The 19,330-nt window shown below is 68.0% G+C and carries 15 protein-coding genes and 1 pseudogene; 13 read left to right on the forward strand and 3 right to left on the reverse strand.

Translation table 11 applies throughout. The annotated features are described in order from the left end of the window. Positions 1 to 2: 2 nt before the first annotated feature. Positions 3 to 638: a PH domain-containing protein gene (locus tag AB0L60_RS14215; protein WP_364612554.1), complete on the forward strand. Its 636-nt coding sequence runs from the start codon at positions 3 to 5 to the stop codon at positions 636 to 638. Here AB0L60_RS14215 and AB0L60_RS14220 read toward each other — a convergent pair. After that, positions 635 to 2,590 (reverse strand): gamma-glutamyltransferase family protein, encoded by a 1,956-nt coding sequence (locus tag AB0L60_RS14220; RefSeq protein WP_364612557.1) that lies wholly within the window; start codon positions 2,588 to 2,590, stop codon positions 635 to 637. The genes AB0L60_RS14215 and AB0L60_RS14220 overlap by 4 nt on opposite strands. 263 nt (positions 2,591 to 2,853) lie before the next feature. On the opposite strand from AB0L60_RS14220, the gene AB0L60_RS14225 reads away from it, so the two are divergent. Both AB0L60_RS14225 and AB0L60_RS14230 read left to right on the forward strand, forming a co-directional pair. Next, positions 2,854 to 4,323 carry an amino acid permease gene (locus AB0L60_RS14225; protein WP_364612560.1) on the forward strand — a complete coding sequence of 490 codons (1,470 nt, stop codon included), beginning with the start codon at positions 2,854 to 2,856 and terminating at the stop codon, positions 4,321 to 4,323. A gap of 240 nt (positions 4,324 to 4,563) precedes the next feature. Continuing rightward, entirely contained in the window at positions 4,564 to 5,073 is a 510-nt protein-coding gene (locus AB0L60_RS14230; protein WP_364612563.1) for a hypothetical protein, read from the forward strand. Positions 5,074 to 5,223: 150 nt separating this feature from the next. Here the strand turns inward: AB0L60_RS14230 and AB0L60_RS14235 are convergent, their stop codons facing one another. After that, positions 5,224 to 6,885 carry an FAD-binding dehydrogenase gene (locus tag AB0L60_RS14235; RefSeq protein ID WP_364612566.1) on the reverse strand — a complete coding sequence of 554 codons (1,662 nt, stop codon included), beginning with the start codon at positions 6,883 to 6,885 and terminating at the stop codon, positions 5,224 to 5,226. A 125-nt stretch (positions 6,886 to 7,010) separates the two neighbouring features. Between AB0L60_RS14235 and AB0L60_RS14240 the strand changes: the two genes are divergently transcribed. Then, positions 7,011 to 8,246: a crosslink repair DNA glycosylase YcaQ family protein gene (locus AB0L60_RS14240; RefSeq protein ID WP_364612569.1), complete on the forward strand. Its 1,236-nt coding sequence runs from the start codon at positions 7,011 to 7,013 to the stop codon at positions 8,244 to 8,246. A 33-nt stretch (positions 8,247 to 8,279) separates the two neighbouring features. On the opposite strand, the gene AB0L60_RS14245 is transcribed toward AB0L60_RS14240, so the two are convergent. Next, positions 8,280 to 8,627 (reverse strand): hypothetical protein, encoded by a 348-nt coding sequence (locus AB0L60_RS14245; RefSeq protein ID WP_364612572.1) that lies wholly within the window; start codon positions 8,625 to 8,627, stop codon positions 8,280 to 8,282. A gap of 489 nt (positions 8,628 to 9,116) precedes the next feature. On the opposite strand from AB0L60_RS14245, the gene uvrC reads away from it, so the two are divergent. The 9 genes and pseudogenes from uvrC (at position 9,117) to AB0L60_RS14290 (ending at position 19,306) form a co-directional block, all read left to right on the forward strand. Beyond that, positions 9,117 to 11,207, forward strand: coding sequence for an excinuclease ABC subunit UvrC (uvrC, locus tag AB0L60_RS14250; RefSeq protein WP_364612575.1), 2,091 nt, complete (start codon positions 9,117 to 9,119; stop codon positions 11,205 to 11,207). Positions 11,208 to 11,424: 217 nt separating this feature from the next. Continuing rightward, positions 11,425 to 12,426: an RNase adapter RapZ gene (rapZ, locus tag AB0L60_RS14255; RefSeq protein ID WP_364612578.1), complete on the forward strand. Its 1,002-nt coding sequence runs from the start codon at positions 11,425 to 11,427 to the stop codon at positions 12,424 to 12,426. After that, on the forward strand, positions 12,423 to 13,481 hold the full coding sequence (yvcK, locus tag AB0L60_RS14260; protein ID WP_364612581.1) for a uridine diphosphate-N-acetylglucosamine-binding protein YvcK: 1,059 nt from the start codon (positions 12,423 to 12,425) through the stop codon (positions 13,479 to 13,481). The genes rapZ and yvcK overlap by 4 nt, the downstream gene beginning before the upstream one ends. Continuing rightward, complete coding sequence (gene whiA / locus AB0L60_RS14265; protein WP_040858457.1) at positions 13,472 to 14,455, forward strand: DNA-binding protein WhiA; 984 nt, start codon at positions 13,472 to 13,474, stop codon at positions 14,453 to 14,455. The genes yvcK and whiA overlap by 10 nt, the downstream gene beginning before the upstream one ends. Positions 14,456 to 14,666: 211 nt before the next feature. Continuing rightward, on the forward strand, positions 14,667 to 15,686 hold the full coding sequence (gap, locus tag AB0L60_RS14270; RefSeq protein ID WP_354837476.1) for a type I glyceraldehyde-3-phosphate dehydrogenase: 1,020 nt from the start codon (positions 14,667 to 14,669) through the stop codon (positions 15,684 to 15,686). A 6-nt stretch (positions 15,687 to 15,692) separates the two neighbouring features. Further along, positions 15,693 to 16,940, forward strand: coding sequence for a phosphoglycerate kinase (locus AB0L60_RS14275; RefSeq protein WP_364612586.1), 1,248 nt, complete (start codon positions 15,693 to 15,695; stop codon positions 16,938 to 16,940). A 3-nt stretch (positions 16,941 to 16,943) separates the two neighbouring features. Further along, positions 16,944 to 17,729: a triose-phosphate isomerase gene (tpiA, locus tag AB0L60_RS14280; protein ID WP_354837480.1), complete on the forward strand. Its 786-nt coding sequence runs from the start codon at positions 16,944 to 16,946 to the stop codon at positions 17,727 to 17,729. Between the two features lie 136 nt (positions 17,730 to 17,865). Further along, positions 17,866 to 18,295: pseudogene (locus AB0L60_RS14285) on the forward strand (nitroreductase/quinone reductase family protein). 417 nt (positions 18,296 to 18,712) lie between these two features. Next, positions 18,713 to 19,306 (forward strand): TetR family transcriptional regulator, encoded by a 594-nt coding sequence (locus tag AB0L60_RS14290; protein ID WP_364612590.1) that lies wholly within the window; start codon positions 18,713 to 18,715, stop codon positions 19,304 to 19,306. Positions 19,307 to 19,330: the final 24 nt, after the last annotated feature.

Consider the following 19,330-nt stretch of genomic DNA (forward strand, 5'->3'; position numbering starts at 1 on the left):
CCATGCCGGTCGTGCGGATCTGGAAGCGGGACGGCGGCTCCGAGGAGCCGCCCCGCAAGCCTGCCGCCACGCCGGAAACACCTGCGGCGCACTCCGATCCGCGGGCCGAGCAGAGAGCGGAGTCCGAGGACGCCATGGCCGAGTCGACCGAAACCGAGACGCCGGTGCAGCCCGGTACCGCCGCGGGCGATTGGGATCTCGAGGTGCGACCGCACCACGCCATCGTCACCGTGCGGATCGTGGCGGCGGTGCTGGCGGCCATCTTCATCTTCGGCGGCATCGTGCTGCGGCACGGATCCACCGGCGTGAACTTCCGGGTCTCCGACCAGATCGGCCTGATGGTGTTCGGCCTGCTGCTGGCCGGCGGCGTGCTGACGCTCACCCGGCCCCGGGTGCGAGTCGGCCGGCGCGGGGTGACGGTGCGCAATATCGTGGGCGACAGCGAGTTCCAGTGGAAGGACATCCGCGGGATCTCCTTCCCGGACAAGAAGTCCTGGGCCCGGCTGGAATTGGCGCACGACGAGTACGTGCCCATGATGGCCATCCGCTCCAACGACAAGATGCGCGCTGCCGAGGCCATGGACCGGTTCCGGGAACTCGGCGCCAAGTACAGCGCCGAGAACCAGGACCGTCGCTAGCGCGGGGCGCCGAGCACCGCGCCCTCGCGGCGCGGGTCCGCGCCGCCGATCCAGCCATTACCGTCGCGGACCAGGGCCGACAGACCGCTGGACTGCGGGGCGACCGAGACCTGGTCGCCGTACTGGCGCAGTTTCTGCACCAGCGGATCGTGGTCGCCGTTGTCGGAGGCGTCAATGGCCGGATGCTCACCACCCACATAGGTGGTGGGGGAGTTGGCCGCGCCGAAGTCGATCATCGACACCGCCTGCTGCGGGTTCATGCCCCAATCCAGCATGCCCACCAGGGTCTTCACCACGAACTGGATGATCACCGCCCCGCCGGGCGAACCGGTGACATAGCTGAGCGCGCCGCGCGAGCCGTCGGGATCACGGTCGAAGACCAGGGTCGGGGCCATGGAGCTGCGCGGCCGCTTGCCGGGGTCGAGGCGGTTGGCGATCGGGGTGCCGTCCTTGTCGACCGGTTCGGCCGAGAAGTCGGTGAGCTGGTTGTTGAGGATGAACCCGTCCACGAAATGGAATGACCCGAACGCGGATTCGACCGTGGTGGTCATGGAAGCCGCGTTGCCGTACTTGTCGACGATGGAGATGTGGCTGGTGCCGTGCTCGGGCTGCTGCGGGCCGTTGCCGACCGGCACCGGGCCGAAGTCACCCGGCTTGGCGGTGCCCAGGCTCTTGGTCGGGTCGATGAGCGCCGCACGCTGCTTCAGATAGCCGGGATCCAGCAGGGTCTGCGGCGAATTGCCCGGCAGCGGAACGAAATCGGAGTCGGCGATGTACTTGTCGCGGTCGGCGTAGGCCAGGCGCTCGGCCTCGGCGATCAGGTGCACGGCCTCCGGGGTGGGTTGGCCGCCGTTGCGGGCGGTAGTGCTGTCGCCGCCGAGGTCCGCCGGTTTCATCGACGCCAGATCGAAGTTGGACAGGATGCCCAGGGTCGCCTCCACCGTGATGCCGCCCGAGGACGGGTTGGGCATGCCGCACACCTCGTGGGTGCGGTAGGGCGAGCACACCGCGGTGCGCTTCTTCGCCTGGTAGGACTGCAGATCCGCCAGGGACAGCAGCCCCGGGGTGCGTCCGCCCGCGGTGGTGGCGGTGGTATCCACGATGTCCGCGGCGATCGCGCCGGTGTAGAAGGCGTTCGCCCCGTCGGTCGCGATGGCCGAGAGGGTCTTGCCGAAGGCCGGATTGGTGAGCGTGGTGCCGGACGGCTTCGGGCTGCCGTCGGGCTGCAGGAAATACGCCTTGGCATTGTCGTCGCGCGCGAGGTCGGCCTTGGAGTCCGAGATCTGGCTCGCCATCCGCGGTGAGATCTTGAAGCCCTGATCCGCCAGGTTGATCGCCGGGGCGAACAGGTCCTTCCACGGCTGCTTGCCGTGCTCGTCGTGGGCCAGCTCCAGCATCCGCAGCACTCCCGGCGTGCCGATGGAGCGTCCGCTGGCCCGCGCATTCGGTTGCGGCACAGTGTGATCGGCGGCGCTGATGTAGCGCAGGTAGTCTTCGGTGGCCGCCGTCGGGGCGGTCTCGCGGCCGTCGTAGGCGTCGACGGTCCGGGCATTGGCGTCGTAGTACATCAGGAAGGCGCCGCCGCCGATACCGGTGGCCTGGGGCTCCACCAGATTCAGCACGGTCTGCGCCACGATGAGCGCGTCCGCGGCGGTGCCGCCGTCCCGCAGTACCCGGCAAGCCGCCTCGGTGGCAACGGGATTGGCGGTGGAGACCGCGAAATCGCCGGTGCGCACGGGTGTCATGCCGGTGCGGTAGCCGGTGGCGACCTCGGGGTGCAGGGCCAGATTCGTGCTGCTGGGCCCGGCGGGCACCCCGGAGGTGACCGGAGTTCCGTTGGGGGACACCGTGCACGACGCACTCTGGTTCGTCGAGGACGAACAGGCGGTGACCAATCCGACCAGCAGCAGCAGAGCGGCAGCGCCGCTCCCGATTCGTCGCGAGCGCCTCATGATCGGACTCTAGCGCCGTGGGCCCGCGCGGGCATGGCTTTGACGGGCCGGATCGGAGGGCTACCAGGGGAAGTACGGGCCGCAGGTCGCTCGAGTATTTCAGCGCCTTCACGGCAATCTCCGAAAAGCCATGCTAATTGGTCATTTGACCGGCCTTCTTTTTGCGAATGATTCCCCGCTCAGAGTGCCGATGTGGAGCTCAGCAAATGGCAAGGTACCCTCAGGCTGCCTCACTTCACGATTGCGGAGGGTTAACCCGGCGAATGACCGAGATCCGGACTACTGCCACCAGCCTCAATGCCGAGGACAGCGGCTATCACAAAGCCCTGAAGCCCCGGCAATTGCAGATGATCGCCATCGGCGGTGCCATCGGTACCGGCCTGTTCCTGGGCGCGGGTGGCCGGCTGCACAATGCCGGCCCATCGCTGTTCCTGGTGTACCTGATCTGCGGCATCTTCGTCTTCTTCATCCTGCGCGCGCTCGGCGAACTGGTATTGCACCGCCCGTCCTCGGGCTCGTTCGTCTCCTATGCGCGCGAATTCTTCGGTGAGAAGGCCGCGTTCGTGGCGGGCTGGATGTACTTCCTGAACTGGTCCATGACCGGCATCGTCGACACCACCGCGATCGCCACCTATCTGCACTACTGGGGACCCTTCCAGCCGATCGCGCAATGGCTGCTGGCGCTGGGCGCGCTGATCATCGTGCTCGGCATCAACCTGGTCTCGGTCAAATGGTTCGGCGAGATGGAGTTCTGGGCGGCCATGATCAAGGTGGTGGCCCTGGTGACCTTCCTGGTCGTCGGCACCGTCTTCCTGGCCGGGCGCTTCGAGGTCGAGGGCCAGAGCACCGGCCTGCGTATGGTCTCCGACGCCGGCGGCTGGTTCCCGACGGGCGTGCTGCCGCTGGTCACCGTCACCTCGGGCGTCGTGTTCGCCTACGCCGCCGTGGAAATGGTGGGCATCGCGGCCGGCGAGACCGAGAATCCGGCCAAGATCATGCCGCGCGCCATCAATTCGGTGATCATGCGTATCGCCGTATTCTATTGCGGCTCGGTGATTCTGCTGGCGCTGCTGCTGCCCTACACCGCGTACAAGGGCGGCGAGAGCCCGTTCGTCACCTTCTTCGGCAAACTCGGTGTCGCGCACATGGGTTCGATCATGAATTTCGTGGTGCTCACCGCGGCGCTGTCGAGTTTGAATGCCGGACTGTATTCGACCGGCCGCATCCTTCGCTCGATGGCGATGAACGGCAGTGCGCCGAAATTCACCGCGCGGATGTCCAGTGCCGGTGTGCCGTACGGTGGCATTCTGCTCACCGCCACCATCGCGCTGTTCGGTATCTGGCTGAATTACATTGTGCCGTCGCAGGCTTTCGAAATCGTGCTGAACGTCGCGTCGCTCGGCATTCTGGCATCCTGGGCGACCATTGTGCTGTGCCAGTTGAAGCTGTTCTACCTGTGGAAGAAGGGGCGGGCGGAGCGTCCGGCGTTCCGGATGTTCGGTGCGCCCTACACCGGCATCGCGACGCTGGTTTTCCTCTTCGCGGTGCTGGTGCTGATGGCTTTCGACCATCCGGTCGGAACGTGGACGGTGGGCAGCCTGGTGATCATCGTGCCCGCGCTGGCCATCGGGTGGAAGGTCGCCAGCCCGCGGGTGCTGGCCGTTGCCAGGCTGCGTGAGGGCTACACCGGCGAGTTCCCGGTGATTCCACCGATCCCCATGGACGACAAGTAGTTTTCCGCTTCCGGGGTACACTGGGGAACTCCGCCCGGACCTGCGCTTTTCAACGGCCGCACGCGAAATCGCGTGCGGCCGTTATGTGTTCGAGATCACTTTTTCGAATGCTGGCTATCGGCTGTGGCCATGGTCATAACTTCGTCAACCGGATTGTCCGGAATCCGAACATTTGGTTAGCGTCAGGTTCAGCGCGTTCGCAGGGGGCGCGCGACCAGGGGTTACTCGATGAGGAGTGCTGTGAGTTCGCAGATGGCCGTTGCCGACGAGGTGGATATGACACCCGTCGCCACGGAAAACGGCATTCCAGCCAGATTTTTCGAGCGGGTGCTCGACGGGGTGCGGGGGTTGCGCCGTGATGGTTCCGAGATCGACATGCCCGCCCAGGTCCGGGAAACGCAATACGCCGCGCTCGGAGGGATGGGACTGGCGGTGCTGCACAGCCTGCTGTCCATCACCGGCGGAGTCTCGTGCGTGGTCGGAAGTATCGGCCACTTCTTCGCCGCCTGGGTGACCGGCGGCGCCGCACTGCTGTTCGGGCTGCGCTCGCGCTGGATCTGGGTGACCGCGCTCGGATTGGCCAGCCTGCAGTCCTTCCTGGGCATCTTCACGCTGGTGTCGGCCGAAATGCCCACGGGCGTGGGACCGTTCACCATGCTCTTCGGCGTGATGGTGTCCGGCGTGGTGCTGGCACTACTGCTGCGCCGCGACCTCTACCGCTGGTTCAGTCCCGCCTCCCCGGAACTTTAGCGGACGGCCGAGTGCCGCGGACCGCTGTGCACCCGTGCCGGCGGTCGGGTGCCGAACCGATTCAGGACGTACCCGGCGAGTTACCCTGACGGGCGCGAAATCAGTTGTCGCCCACCGCCCGGACGTTGCCCGGGCGGCAGGATCGAACCTCTACTTCAGGGCGCGGCCTAGGGCGCGGCCGGCGGCGCGGCCGGAGAAGATGCAGCCGCCGAGGAATGTGCCCTCCAGCGCGTTGTAGCCGTGCACGCCGCCGCCGCCGAACCCGGCGACCTCGCCCGCGGCGTAGAGGCCCGGGAACGGGGTGCCGTCGGCGCGGATGACCTGCGAGTCCAGATTGGTCTGCAGGCCGCCCAGCGTCTTGCGGGTCAGGATGTTCAGGCGCACGCCGATCAGCGGGCCGTGCGCGGGATCCAGGATCTTGTGCGGGCTCGCCACCCGGACCTTGTCGCCCAGGAAGCGGCGCGCGTTGTTGACGGCCATCAGCTGGGCGTCCTTGCTGTACTTGTTCTCGACATCCCGGTCGCGGGCCACGATCTGGCGCTCGATGTCGGCGAGGTCGAGGTGCGGGCCGCGCGAGATCTTGTTCATGCCCGCGATGAGCTCGGCGAGGGTGTCGGCGACCACGAAGTCCACCCCGTGCTGCTTGAAGGCCTCCACCGGGCCCGGCGCGCCCTTCGCTACCCGGCTCTTGAGGGCCAGCTTCAGATCCTTGCCGGTGAGGTCGGGATTCTGCTCCGAGCCCGAGAGCGCGAACTCCTTCTCGATGATCGACTGATCGAGAATGAACCACGAGTAGTCGTAGCCGGTCGCCAGGATCTGCTTCATGGTGGCATTGGTGTCGAAACCCGGGAAAGCCGGTGCGGTCATGCGCTTTCCATTGGCGTCGAACCACAGCGAGGACGGGCCGGGAATGATGCGGATGGCGTGATCGGGCCAGATCGGATCCCAGTTGTGGATGCCCTCGGTGTAGTGCCACATGCGATCCCGGTTCACGATGCGCCCGCCCGCGGCCTCGGTGATGCCCAGCATGCGGCCGTCCACGTGCGCGGGCACGCCGGAGATCAGATGCTCCGGGCAGGGGCCGAGCCGGTCGGTCGGCCAGTTGCGGCGGATGAGTTCGTGATTGTGGCCGATGCCGCCGGAGGACACGATGACCGCCCGCGCACGGAACTCGAACTCGCTCACGATATTTCGTGAGGACGCGACCCCGCGAGCCTCGGTGGCGGGCTCCAGCACGCTGCCGCGCACGCCGGTCACCGCATCGTCCTCCACGATCAGTTCGTCGACCCGGTGCCGGAAGGCGAAGCCGACCTGTCCCCGCTTCTCGGCTTCGAGCACCGGCTCGAGGAACACCCGTACCACCTCGGGGCCGGTACCCCAGGTGAGATGGAAGCGCGGCACCGAGTTGCCGTGCCCGTCGGCGGTCACACCGCCGCGCTCGGCCCAGCCGACCACGGGCGTCACCCGCAATCCGAGGTCGTAGAGGTACTGCCGCTTCTCGGTGGCCGCGAACTCCACGTACGCACGCGCCCACTGCCGCGCCCAGTGATCCTCGTCCTCACGGTCGAAGCCGGCCGAGCCGAACCAGTCTTGCATGGCGAGCGCGAGGCTGTCCTTGACGCCGAGCCGCCGCTGTTCGGGACTGTCCACGAAGAACAGCCCGCCCAGCGACCAGAACGCCTGGCCGCCCAGGTTGGCGCGGTTCTCCTGATCCAGCACGAGTACGCGGCGTCCCGCCTTGACCAGCTCGTGCGTGGCGACGAGACCGGCCAGCCCGGCCCCGACCACGATGACATCCGGATTCTCGATCATGCCCATGATTTCCTTGGTGTCGAAGTTCGATACACGAATGTATCGAACGAGGTCGCTGCTGTACAGGCGCTCGATACAGCGCTGTATCGAACGGGGTTGTCGGTGGGACATGGCATTGTTCGAGTGTGCCGACTTCTTCGTCCGGATCCCTGTCACTCGCGGCGGCGCGCCGCACTGCACTCGCGGCACAGGGCTTCGCCTCTGCGCCGCCGAGCGGGACGCCCACCCGGCGGACGGTCCTGAAGGTGCTCGACAGCACCCAACTGCTGCAGCTGGACTCGGTGTCGGCGGTGGTGCGCGCGCACTACGCCCCGGTGTTCAGCCGGATCGGGGCCTACGACCGGGCACTGCTGGACGAGGCCGCGTGGGGGCACACCAGCCGGCGGCCCCGGCAGCTCATCGAGTACTGGGCGCACGAGGCGGCGCTGATCCCGGTCGAGGACTGGCCGCTCCTGCGCTGGCGCATGGTGCAGTACCGGCACGGACGCTGGAACGGGATGCGGCAGGTGCTCGAACGCAATCCGGCCCTGGCCGACGACGTGCTCGGCGTGGTCAAGGAGTTCGGGTCCAGCACGGCGGGCGAGATCGAGCGGCATCTGGAACTGGATCGGCCGCGGGCCAAGGACAATTGGGGCTGGAATTACAGCGACACCAAGGTGGTCTGCGAGGCACTGTTCGCTGCGGGGGAGCTGACGGTGCCGAAACGCGTGGGCTTCCAGCGGCATTACGACCTGGCCGCGAATGTCCTTCCGTCCGAGGTCCTCTCGCGCGAACCGGACGAAGCCGACGCGGTGCGGGAACTGGTGCGGCGTGCGGCGCGGGCGCACGGCATCGGCACCGAAACCGATCTGCGGGACTACTATCGGCTCAGCCGCCGCCAAACCGAGCCCGCCATCGCCGACCTCCTCGACGCCGGAGAATTGGAGCGGGTCAGCGTCGCGGGCTGGGACAAGCCCGCCTACCTGCATGCCGAGGCCCGCACTCCGCGCCGGGTCACGGGCGCGGCCCTGCTGTGCCCCTTCGATCCGCTCATCTTCTTCCGCGACCGCACCGAGCGGCTCTTCGACTTCCACTACCGCATCGAGATCTACACGCCGGAACACAAACGCGTGCACGGGTATTACGTGTTCCCGTTCCTGCTCGACGGCGAACTGGTGGCGCGGGTGGACCTGCGCGCCGAGCGCGGGACCGGGCGGCTGCTGGTGCCGGGCGCGTTCGCCGAGCCGGGCCGGGACCACTCGCGGGTGGTGGCCGCACTGGCCGCGGCGCTGCGGGACATGGCCGGCTGGCTCGAACTCGACACCGTCGAGGTGGGCGAAAAGGGCGATCTCGCACCAGCTTTGCGGCGCGAGATCGCCTAGCTCCACGCAACGCGGATCGGAATGAAGGTCGGGTCAGAACGGCCCATCGGTCCAGGCATTCAGCACGATGCCCTGCTTGCCCTCGCCGTTGCATTCGATCGTCATCGGGATGAGCGGCCGCGGCGAATCGCCCACGATGTAGGTGGGGGCCTGGTAGCCGCTGCCCACCTGCCGCTTGCCCAGGCACTGCACCACCGCGGCGTACCAGGTGTCCGCGGGGCAGGTGAAGGTGGCGGTGTCGAGCATCCGGTCGATGCGGCAGCCCGAGTCGGCGCCGGCGACCGGCGCCGATACCGCGATCAGGCCCGCCGCGCCGATGCCGAGTGCGGCACCGATCGCGAGCGACCGGTGGCACAGGTGGAGATGGTGATGGTTCGTCATCGATCAAACTCCCTCGTAGACGGACAGATCAAACGAAACAGTTCGTCCCATACTGACCGCGTGACCCCGCTGGACGGTCGAACCTCGCGGAGATCGGTGTTCCGGCGTGGCGAGTCCGCCGGGACGCGCGGGCGCTGCCGGGCCGCGCCCGTGCTGGGCGACCAGCGGCTCCAGTGCCGAATTCGCCACGGCCCCAGCGCGGATCGGCAGCGGCGTCGTGTGCTCGCGGTGTCGCCGTAGACGAAGATCGGCCCGGCGGCGGCCTCGGCCGGCACCGAGACCGCCACCATGGCGGCGGCGGCCGGGCAGACCGCCCCCGCGATGGCGAGCGAGCGGCGGCGCCAGCGCAGTCGGATCATGGCGGTCCCTCCAGGTGAACGATCTCGCGGATACTTCGTCACCGTGACCGCCGCGGATGGTCGCCCGGAGGCCCGGCGGGTGTGTCGGAGGCCTTGGCCGCCTGTCGGGGACACTGACTAACCTGGAGCCGTGGCAGATCCCGCGACCTACCGGCCCGCACCGGGCACCATTCCCGTCGAACCAGGTGTCTACAAGTTCCGGGACAAGTTCGGGCAGGTCATCTATGTCGGCAAGGCGAAAAGCCTGCGCCAGCGCCTGAACTCGTACTTCGCCGACGTGGCCGGGCTGCACCCGCGCACCCGGCAGATGGTGACCACGGCGGCCGGGGTCGAGTGGACCGTGGTGTCCACCGAGGTGGAAGCGCTGCAGCTGGAATACAACTGGATCAAGGAATTCGATCCGCGCTTCAATGTCCGCTACCGCGACGACAAGTCGTATCCGGTGCTGGCGGTCAGCCTCGACGAGGAGTATCCGCGGGTGTTCGTCTACCGCGGCGCGCGCAAGAAGGGCGTGCGGTACTTCGGCCCGTACGCCCACGCCTGGGCCATTCGCGAGACCCTGGATCTGCTGCTGCGGGTATTCCCGGTGCGCACCTGCTCGGCGGGAGTCTTCAAGCGGCACAGTCAGATCGGGCGGCCGTGCCTGCTCGGCTATATCGACAAGTGCTCCGCGCCGTGCATCGGCCGGGTGAGCGCGGCCGAGCACCGGCAGATCGTGGACGACTTCTGCGACTTCCTCTCCGGCAAGACCGATCGCCTGGTCAAGCAGCTCGAGCGCCGCATGCACGAGGCCGCCGACGAACTCGACTTCGAACTGGCCGCCCGCCTGCGCGACGATGTGCAGGCGCTCAAGCGCGCCCTGGAGAAGCAGGCCGTGGTGCTGGGCACCGGCACCGACGCCGATGTCATCGACTTCGCGGTGGACGAGCTCGAGGTCGCGGTCCAGATCTTCCACGTGCGCGACGGCCGGGTGCGCGGGCAGCGCGGCTGGGTGGTCGACAAGTCCGGCGACGCCCTGGACCTGGAGCGGTCAGGCCCGCAGGCGTCGCTCCACCTCCCAGCGCTTGCCGGCGTAACCACGGAGGGCCCCGGCCCAGGTCCGATCGATCCTGCTGCGGCGGAATCCGCTGGGGAGCTGGCGGCCCTGGTCGAGCAGTTCTTGACCCAGTTCTACGGCGAGCAGACCGCGGTCGCCCAGCAGAGCGGGGACGCGCAGCCCGGGGCCGTGGTCCCGCGCGAGGTGCTGGTCCCGGCCCTGCCCAATGATCATGAGCAGGTTCAGCAGTGGCTCTCGGACCTGCGTGGATCGGCCGTGCAGCTACGGGTGCCGCAGCGCGGCGACAAGAAGGCGCTGGCCGAGACCGTGCAGCGCAATGCCCAGGAGGCCCTGGCCCAGCACAAGCTCAAGCGCGCCGGCGACCTGACCGCGCGCTCGGCCGCGTTGCAGGAACTACAGGACGCCCTGGATCTGGACAGCGCGCCGCTGCGCATCGAATGCGTGGACATCTCGCATGTGCAGGGCACCGATGTGGTGGCCTCGCTGGTCGTGTTCGAGGACGGCCTGGCGCGCAAGTCCGAGTATCGGCACTACGCCATCAAGGAGGCCGCCGGCGAGGGTCGCTCCGACGACGTCGGCAGCATCGCGGAGGTGACCCGGCGGCGCTTCGGCAAGCTCCGCCGTGACCTGGACGCCGCCGAGGCCGCCGAGCTCGAATCCGGTTCGGACCCGGTCGAATCCAGCCTGCCCGGCATCGATCCGAAGACCGGTAAGCCGCGCCGCTTCGCCTACCCGCCCAACCTGTACGTGGTGGACGGCGGTGCACCGCAGGTGAATGCCGCCGCCGAGGTGCTCGACGAACTCGGCATCACCGATGTCGCGGTCATCGGGCTGGCCAAGCGCCTGGAGGAGGTGTGGGTGCCGAACGAGGCGGACCCGGTGATCATGCCGCGCACCAGCGAGGCGCTGTATCTGCTGCAGCGGGTCCGCGACGAGGCGCATCGCTTCGCCATCACCTTCCACCGCTCCAAGCGCTCGCGGCGGATGACCGAATCGGTGCTGGACTCGGTGCCCGGGCTGGGCTCGGCGCGCAAGACCGCGCTGGTCACGCACTTCGGATCGGTCGCCAAGCTCAAGCAGGCTACGGTGGAGCAGATCACCGAGGTCCCGGGTATCGGCGTGGCGACGGCCAAGGCGGTCCTGGCCGCTCTGCAGCAGCCGTAGCAATCGTGCGCGGACCCATCGGGTTTGCCGCGATGGCGCGTCCAATCGGGATGCACCGGGTAGAGTGCGACACGCCGAATAGCAAAACTGCGACACGCCGTGTGTGCAGGTCGGGAGCGGAAATCACAGCTGTGTCTCGCTCCCGTCGTGTGCCTGCCGCGTTTCCGGGCGTCGGTGCAGGATGATCGAGGGAACTCCAGACACGAACCGGTAGGACATGACGCGCGTCGAAGCCAGTACTGATACGGCCGAAAACAGCAAGGCAACCGATACAGGTGAGTCCCAGCCGACCGCTCGCAGCGGGCGATCGGCACCCGAATCCGCACCGGTCGAGGTCGTCATCGTGACGGGCCTGTCCGGTGCCGGGCGCGGCACCGCCGCCAAGGTGCTCGAGGATCTCGGCTACTACGTGGCCGACAACCTCCCACCCGAATTGATCGGCCGCATGGTCGATCTCGGCCGCGGCGCCGAACCGCCCATCCGCAAACTGGCGCTCGTCATGGACGTGCGCAACCGCTTCTTCACCGGGAACCTCGCCGCGGTCGGGGAGCAGCTACGGGCCGCGGGTGTGCGCACCCGCATCCTGTTCCTGGAGGCCTCCGACGATGTGCTGATCCGCCGCTTCGGGTTCGCGCGCCGCCGCCATCCGCTGCAGAGCGAGAGCGCCGACGGCACCCTGACCGCCGGCATCGCCGCCGAGCGGCGGCGCCTGGACCCGGTGAAAACGGCCGCCGACGTCGTCATCGACACCACCGCGCTGTCCATCCACCAGCTGCACCGCAAGCTCGAGGAGGTCTACGGCGGCGACGCCGCCACCGTGCTGCAGCTGACCATCCAATCGTTCGGTTTCAAATACGGAGTCCCGCTCGACGCCGACATGGTGTTCGATTTGCGGTTTCTGCCGAATCCGCATTGGATTCCCGAACTCCGCGAAAAGACCGGACAGGACGCCCCGGTCAGCGAGTATGTGTTGTCGCAGCCGGGCGCGCAGGACTATCTGGGCACCGCGCGACATCTCGTCGACCTGACGACCGAGGGCTACCGCCAAGAGGGGAAGCGATACATGACCGTGGCAGTGGGTTGTACCGGCGGCAAACACCGCAGTGTGGCGATAGCCGAGGCGCTGGGCGAGGCGCTGGCGGGCAACGAATCGGCCCCGGCCGGCAACGACTCGGGTGACGTGGTGCGTGTGGTCCATCGGGATCTGGGGCGGGAATGAGCGAGAACGACTCCGTCCGCACCACCAATCCGGCCATCGTGGCCCTCGGCGGTGGGCACGGCCTGTATTCGACGCTGACCGCCATCCGGCGGCTCACCCGCAAGATCACCGCGGTGGTCACGGTCGCCGACGACGGCGGCTCCTCGGGACGGCTGCGGTCCGAGCTGGGCATGCTGCCCCCGGGCGATCTGCGAATGGCCTTGGCGGCCTTGGCCGAAGAGGCCGACGGCATCTGGGCGCGAACTTTGCAACACCGCTTCGGCGGCACCGGCGCGCTGGCCGGGCACTCGGTGGGCAATCTGATTCTGGCGGGTCTCACCGAGGAGCTGGGCGATCCGGTGGCGGCCCTGGACGAGGCTGGAAAGATCCTGCGGATCACCGGCCGCGTGCTACCCATGTCGCCCATCGCGCTGACCATCGAGGCGGATGTGTCTGGGCTGGAAGGCGATCCGCGCGTGAGCCGCGGCATCCGCGGTCAGGTGGCCGTGGCGACCACGCCGGGCAAGGTGCGCCGAGTGCGGTTGATCCCCTCGGATCCGCCCGCCTGCCCCGAGGCGACCTCGGCCATCGAGCACGCCGACGTGGTGGTGCTGGGTCCCGGGAGCTGGTTCACGAGCGTCATCCCGCATGTGCTGGTGCCCGAATTGCACGAAGCGCTGCTGCATACGCGGGCGCGGAAAGTGCTGGTGCTCAACCTCGCTGCCGAACCGGGCGAAACGGCCGGATTCAGCGCCGAACGGCACCTGCATGTATTGTCCCAGCACGCACCGGATTTCACAGTCGACCATGTTCTGGTGGACTCCGGTTCCGTACCGGAGGGTAGGGAACGCGAACATCTGGCAAGAGCTGCCGAACAGCTGCGTGCGCGAGTAACCTTCGCTGATGTCGCCGAGGCGGGGACGGACCGGCACCACCCCGGAAAGCTTGCCGCCGCACTGGATCAGGTGATCCGGCAACCTCGGCCGGAATTGGCAGGGCTTCGAGTCGAAGGACGGCATATGGGCCAACGTGTGCGGTCCGGGTTGGGTGGAAAGGAGCGCGTCTCGTGGCGATGACAGCGGAAGTGAAGGACGAGCTGAGCCGGCTCTCTGTATCACAGGTGAGCTCGCGCAAAGCGGAATTGTCCGCGCTACTGCGGTTCGCCGGTGGATTGCACATCGTCGGCGGTCGAGTGATCGTCGAAGCCGAGGTGGACATGGGTTCCATTGCACGTCGGCTGCGCCGAGAGATCTTCGAGCTGTACGGATACGGCTCGGACGTGCATGTCCTCGGCGCCGGCGGGCTCCGGAAAACCTCCCGGTACGTGGTGCGGGTTTCCAAGGAGGGCGAGGCGCTGGCGCGCCAGACCGGATTGCTCGATGTGCGCGGCCGCCCGGTGCGCGGGCTGCCCGCCCAGGTGGTGGGCGGCAGCATCGGCGATGCCGAAGCCGCTTGGCGTGGAGCGTTTCTCGCGCACGGCTCGCTCACCGAGCCGGGCCGCTCCTCGGCGCTGGAGGTGAGCTGCCCCGGGCCGGAGGCGGCGCTCGCCCTGGTCGGCGCCGCGCGGCGGATGGGCATCTCGGCCAAGGCGCGCGAGGTGCGCGGCACCGATCGCGTCGTGGTGCGCGACGGTGAGGCCATCGGCGCCCTGCTCACCCGCATGGGCGCGCAGGACACCCGGCTCACCTGGGAGGAGCGGCGCATGCGCCGCGAGGTCCGGGCGACCGCCAACCGGCTGGCCAATTTCGACGACGCCAACCTGCGTCGTTCGGCCCGCGCGGCCGTGGCCGCCGCGGCCCGCGTGGAGCGCGCGCTCGAAATACTGAGCGAGGATGTGCCGGACCATCTGGCCGCCGCGGGCAAGCTCCGCGTGCTGCACCGGCAGGCGTCCCTGGAGGAGCTGGGCCAGCTGGCCGATCCGCCCATGACGAAAGACGCTGTGGCGGGCCGCATCCGGCGGCTGCTGTCGATGGCGGACCGGCGCGCCAAGGAACTCGGCGTGCCCGACACCGAAAGCGCTGTCACCGCAGAGCTGCTCGAAGAGGCGTGAACGCCCACGCCGCCGCATAAACTGATGAATACCGCACGGTGATTCCGTCCGGAAGCGTCGCAACCTCAAGGGTTGCGGCGCTTCCGGTCGTCTGTGACGAAAGTGAACGTTTCGTAGTTCACCGTGGCGGGGGTGTGTCCGTGATGTTTCCGTTACAGGTCTAGGGTTAGCACCGCAACGGAAACGATCCGCAAAGCTGAGGAGCGAAAACGTGACTGTCCGGGTAGGGATCAACGGCTTCGGCCGCATCGGGCGAAACTTCTTCCGAGCCGTCGAGGCGCAGAAGGCCCTCGGCACCACCGACATCGAGATCGTGGCGGTCAACGATCTGACCGACAACAAGTCGCTGGCGACCCTGCTGAAGTACGACTCGATCCTCGGCCGCCTGCCGCAGGACGTTTCCCTGGACGGCGACGAGACCATCGTCGTCGGCGACCAGCGCATCACCGCGCTGGCCATCAAGGAGGGCCCGGCCGCGCTGCCGTGGGGTGACCTGGGTGTCGACGTGGTCGTCGAGTCCACCGGTATCTTCACCGACGCCACCAAGGCGAAGGGCCACCTGGCCGCCGGCGCCAAGAAGGTCATCATCTCCGCGCCCGCCAAGGGCGAGGACATCACCATCGTGATGGGCGTCAACGACGACAAGTACGACGGTTCTCAGAACATCATCTCGAACGCGTCCTGCACCACCAACTGCCTGGGCCCGATTGCCAAGGTGCTCAACGACTCCTTCGGCATCGAGCGTGGCCTGATGACCACCGTGCACGCCTACACCCAGGACCAGAACCTGCAGGACGGCCCGCACTCGGATCTGCGTCGCGCCCGCGCCGCCGCGCTGAACATCGTGCCCACCGGCACCGGCGCGGCCAAGGCCATCGGCCTGGTGCTGCCCGAGCTGCTCGGCAAGCTGAACGGCTACGCCCTGCGCGTGCCGGTCCCGACCGGTTCGCTCACCGACCTGACCGTGGACCTGGCCAAGACCGCCTCGATCGACGAGATCAACGCCGCCATGAAGGCCGCCGCGGACGGCCCGATGAAGGGCATCCTGAAGTACAACGTCGACCCGATCGTCTCCTCCGACATCGTGACCGACCCGCACTCCTCCATCTACGACGCGCCGCTGACCCAGGTCATCGACAACCAGGTCAAGGTCGCGTCGTGGTACGACAACGAGTGGGGCTACTCCAACCGTCTCGCCGACCTGGTCGGTCTCGTCGGCAAGTCCCTCTAAGCGCCGATGACGATCAAGACTCTGCAGGATCTGCTGACCGAGGGTGTCGAGGGCCGGGGCGTGCTGGTGCGCTCCGACCTGAACGTTCCCCTCGACTTCCCAGTTTCGAGTGACCCGCAAGCGATCGCTAGCGGCGGCGTCATCACCGACCCGGGCCGCATCGTCGCGTCCGCGCCGACCATCAAGGCGCTGGCCGAGGCCGGCGCCAAGGTCGTCGTGACCGCGCACCTCGGCCGCCCCAAGGGCGAGCCGGATCCGAAGTTCTCCCTCGCGCCGGTCGCGGCGCGGTTGTCGGAGGAGCTGGGCCGCAATGTCCAGCTCGCCGGCGACGTGGTGGGCCAGGACGCGCTCGCCCGCTCCGAGGGCCTCACCGACGGTGATGTGCTGCTGCTGGAGAACATTCGCTTCGACGCGCGCGAGACCAGCAAGGACGACGCCGAGCGCACCAAGCTCGCCCGTGCCCTGGTCGAGCTGGTCGGCGACGACGGCGCGTTCGTGTCCGACGGTTTCGGTGTGGTGCACCGCAAGCAGGCGTCGGTCTACGACGTGGCCAAGCTGCTGCCGCACTACGCGGGCAACCTGGTCGCGGCCGAGACCGAGGTGCTGAAGAAGCTCACCGAGAACCCGGAGCGTCCGTACGCGGTCGTGCTCGGCGGCTCGAAGGTCTCCGACAAGCTGGCGGTCATCGAGGCGCTCGCGCCCAAGGTCGACACACTGGTCATCGGCGGCGGCATGTGCTTCACCTTCCTTGCGGCGCAGGGACTTCCGGTGGGTACCTCGCTGCTGCAGGCGGAGATGATCGAGACCTGCAAGGGGCTGCTGGACAAGTACGCCGACGTCATCCATCTGCCGGTGGACATCGTGGTGGCCGACAAGTTCGCCGCCGACGCGGACTCGAAGACCGTGCCCGCCCACGAGATTCCCGACGGCTGGATGGGTCTGGACATCGGTCCCGACTCGGTCGCCCGCTTCTCGGCGCTGCTGACCGAGGCCAAGACCGTGTTCTGGAACGGCCCGATGGGTGTGTTCGAGTTCGAGAAGTTCTCGGCCGGCACCCGCGGTGTCGCCGAGGCGATCGCCACGGCGACCTCGAAGGGCGCGTTCACGGTGGTCGGCGGCGGCGACTCGGCCGCGGCCGTGCGCACCCTGGGTCTGCCCGACGACGGTTTCTCGCACATCTCCACCGGTGGCGGCGCGTCGCTGGAATACCTGGAGGGCAAGGAACTTCCCGGCCTCGCTGTCCTGGAGGGCTGAACCATGGCACGTAAGCCTTTGATCGCCGGCAACTGGAAGATGAACCTCAATCACCTCGAGGCCATCGCTCTGGTGCAGAAGATCGCATTCGCGTTGCCGGAGAAGTACTTCGACAAGGTCGACGTGACGGTGATCCCGCCGTTCGTGGACCTGCGCAGCGTGCAGACGCTGGTCGAGGGTGACCGTCTCCTGATCACCTACGGTGCCCAGGACGTGTCCACTCACGACGAGGGCGCCTACACCGGCGAGATCAGCGGCTCCATGCTGGCCAAGCTGGGCTGCAGCTTCGTCGTGGTGGGTCACTCGGAGCGGCGTCAGTACCACAACGAGGACGACGCCACCGTGCTGGCCAAGGCCAAGCAGGCGCTCAAGTACGGCATCACCCCGATCGTCTGCATCGGTGAGGGCCTGGGCGTCCGCGAGACCAAGACCCACGTCGAGTACAACCTCGAGCAGCTCCGTGGCTCCCTCAAGGGCCTGACGCCCGAGGAGATCTCGAAGATCGTCATCGCCTACGAACCGGTCTGGGCCATCGGCACCGGCAAGGTGGCCACCCCGGCCGACGCGCAGGAAGTCTGCGGCGCCATCCGCAAGGAACTCGCCGAACTGGCGAATCCCGAAGTGGCGGCCGGTGTCCGGGTCCTCTACGGTGGCTCGGTCAACGCCAAGAACGTCGGCGAACTGGTCGGCCAGACCGACATCGACGGCGCTCTCGTGGGCGGCGCGTCCCTGAAGGGTGACGAGTTCGCCACCCTCTCCGCGATCGCCGCCGGCGGCCCGCTGCCGTAACGGTTTCCGCTGCACAGGGCCGGGCGTCCCCAGGATGCCCGGCCCTTCGCCGTCTCCGGGCGAGAGCGTGTGGTCGTGGCCGGATGACGCCGCCGCGCCGGGAAGCTCCCCTCGGCGGAAGTGCTCATGCAGAAGAATGATCGGTATGAGCGACTGGAACACGAACATCATCAACGAGTTTCGGGCCAACGAGGGACGGGTCGGCGGGCCGTTCGAGGGGGCGCCGATGATTCTGGTGCACCATCGGGGCCGCAAGACCGGGCGGGAGCTGGTGACGCCCATGATGTACCTGGCCGATGAGCAGGATCCGGCGACCGTGTACGTTTTCGCGACCAAGGCGGGCGCGCCCACCAAATCCGGACTGGTACTACAACCTGACCCAGGCGGGGACGGCCGAGGCCGAGGTCGGAACCGAGACCTTCCGGGTCGAGGTCACCGAGGTGACCGGCGCGGACCGCGACCGGATCTATGACGAACAGGCCCGGCGATACCCGGGTTTCGGCGAGTACGCCGTGAAGACCGCCGGTATCCGCACCATCCCGGTGCTGGCGCTGCGCCGGGCCTAGGCTCGCGGCCACCGGGCGAGGGTGCTCGACCCGCGCCCCGGTAGGCGTCGGCGCGGGGGCGCGTTCGGCGTGTGGGGGGTCGGGGCGTGTGGGGGACAGTGGGGGCGGTGATCTATCCCGAGTAGGCGAACCGCGGGGGTTCGAGGCGGTTCGCGGGCAGTGGCGGCCTCGTTCCTCGGTGGGAGGCCGGGAGCGGGATGCAGGGCCACCTCGTTCATGAATTCGTTTGCGGTGGTGGGGAGTCGTCGGGGAGCGTCGGCCGCCCTGGTGCAGGGCGGGGGTTTCGAGGGCGAGTGGATCGCCGAATCTTGCTGATCAGGACCTTCTCGAATGCTGTCCGCATCGCTGACAGTAAGTCCCTTCTTGACAGTAACTCTCATATGGGCAGATACTCGCTCTAACGAAGGAGGGCGACGGATGTCATTGCGGGAGCGGCAGCGCCGGCAGGTGCGCGGCGAGATTCAGCGGGCGGCGTACGAGTTGTTCGCGGAGAAGGGCTTCGGGGAGGTGACGACCGAGCAGATCGCCGCCGCGGCGGGTGTATCGGCCAGTACCTACTTCCGGCATGTGCGGAGCAAGGAGGATCTGCTGCTGGATCCGGTCCGCGAGGGCGGGTCGGGCATCGTCGCGCTGCTCGAGGAGCGCGACGGCGACGAGCCCGCGGATGTGGCGCTGGCGCAGTCGATTCTGGCGCGGTCCACCGCGCTGGCCCCGGCGGAGCTGGAGCAGTGGCGGGCCGCGTTCCGCACCGCGCCGCATCTCCTGGAGCGGGTCGCTCTGATCACTCCGGAGCACCGGGCGCGCCTGGTCGCGCTGGTCGCGCAGCGGATGGGCCGAGACTCGCAGCGCGACAGCACTCCGGGTTTGCTGGTGCATCTCATGCTGGCGGCGGCGGAGTTCGGTTACCTGCAGTGGCTGCGTAATTCGGCGCAGCCGGAAATGTCGCTGGCGGTGTGTGTCGAGGGCGCGCTCGACGCCGTGACCGGGGAACGCTGGCGGCATAACGGCTGAAAGCCGTTGGCACGCACGCAGATA

The organism is Nocardia sp. NPDC051981, from assembly GCF_040680715.1.
In the GTDB taxonomy this organism is placed as follows: Bacteria; Actinomycetota; Actinomycetes; order Mycobacteriales; family Mycobacteriaceae; genus Nocardia.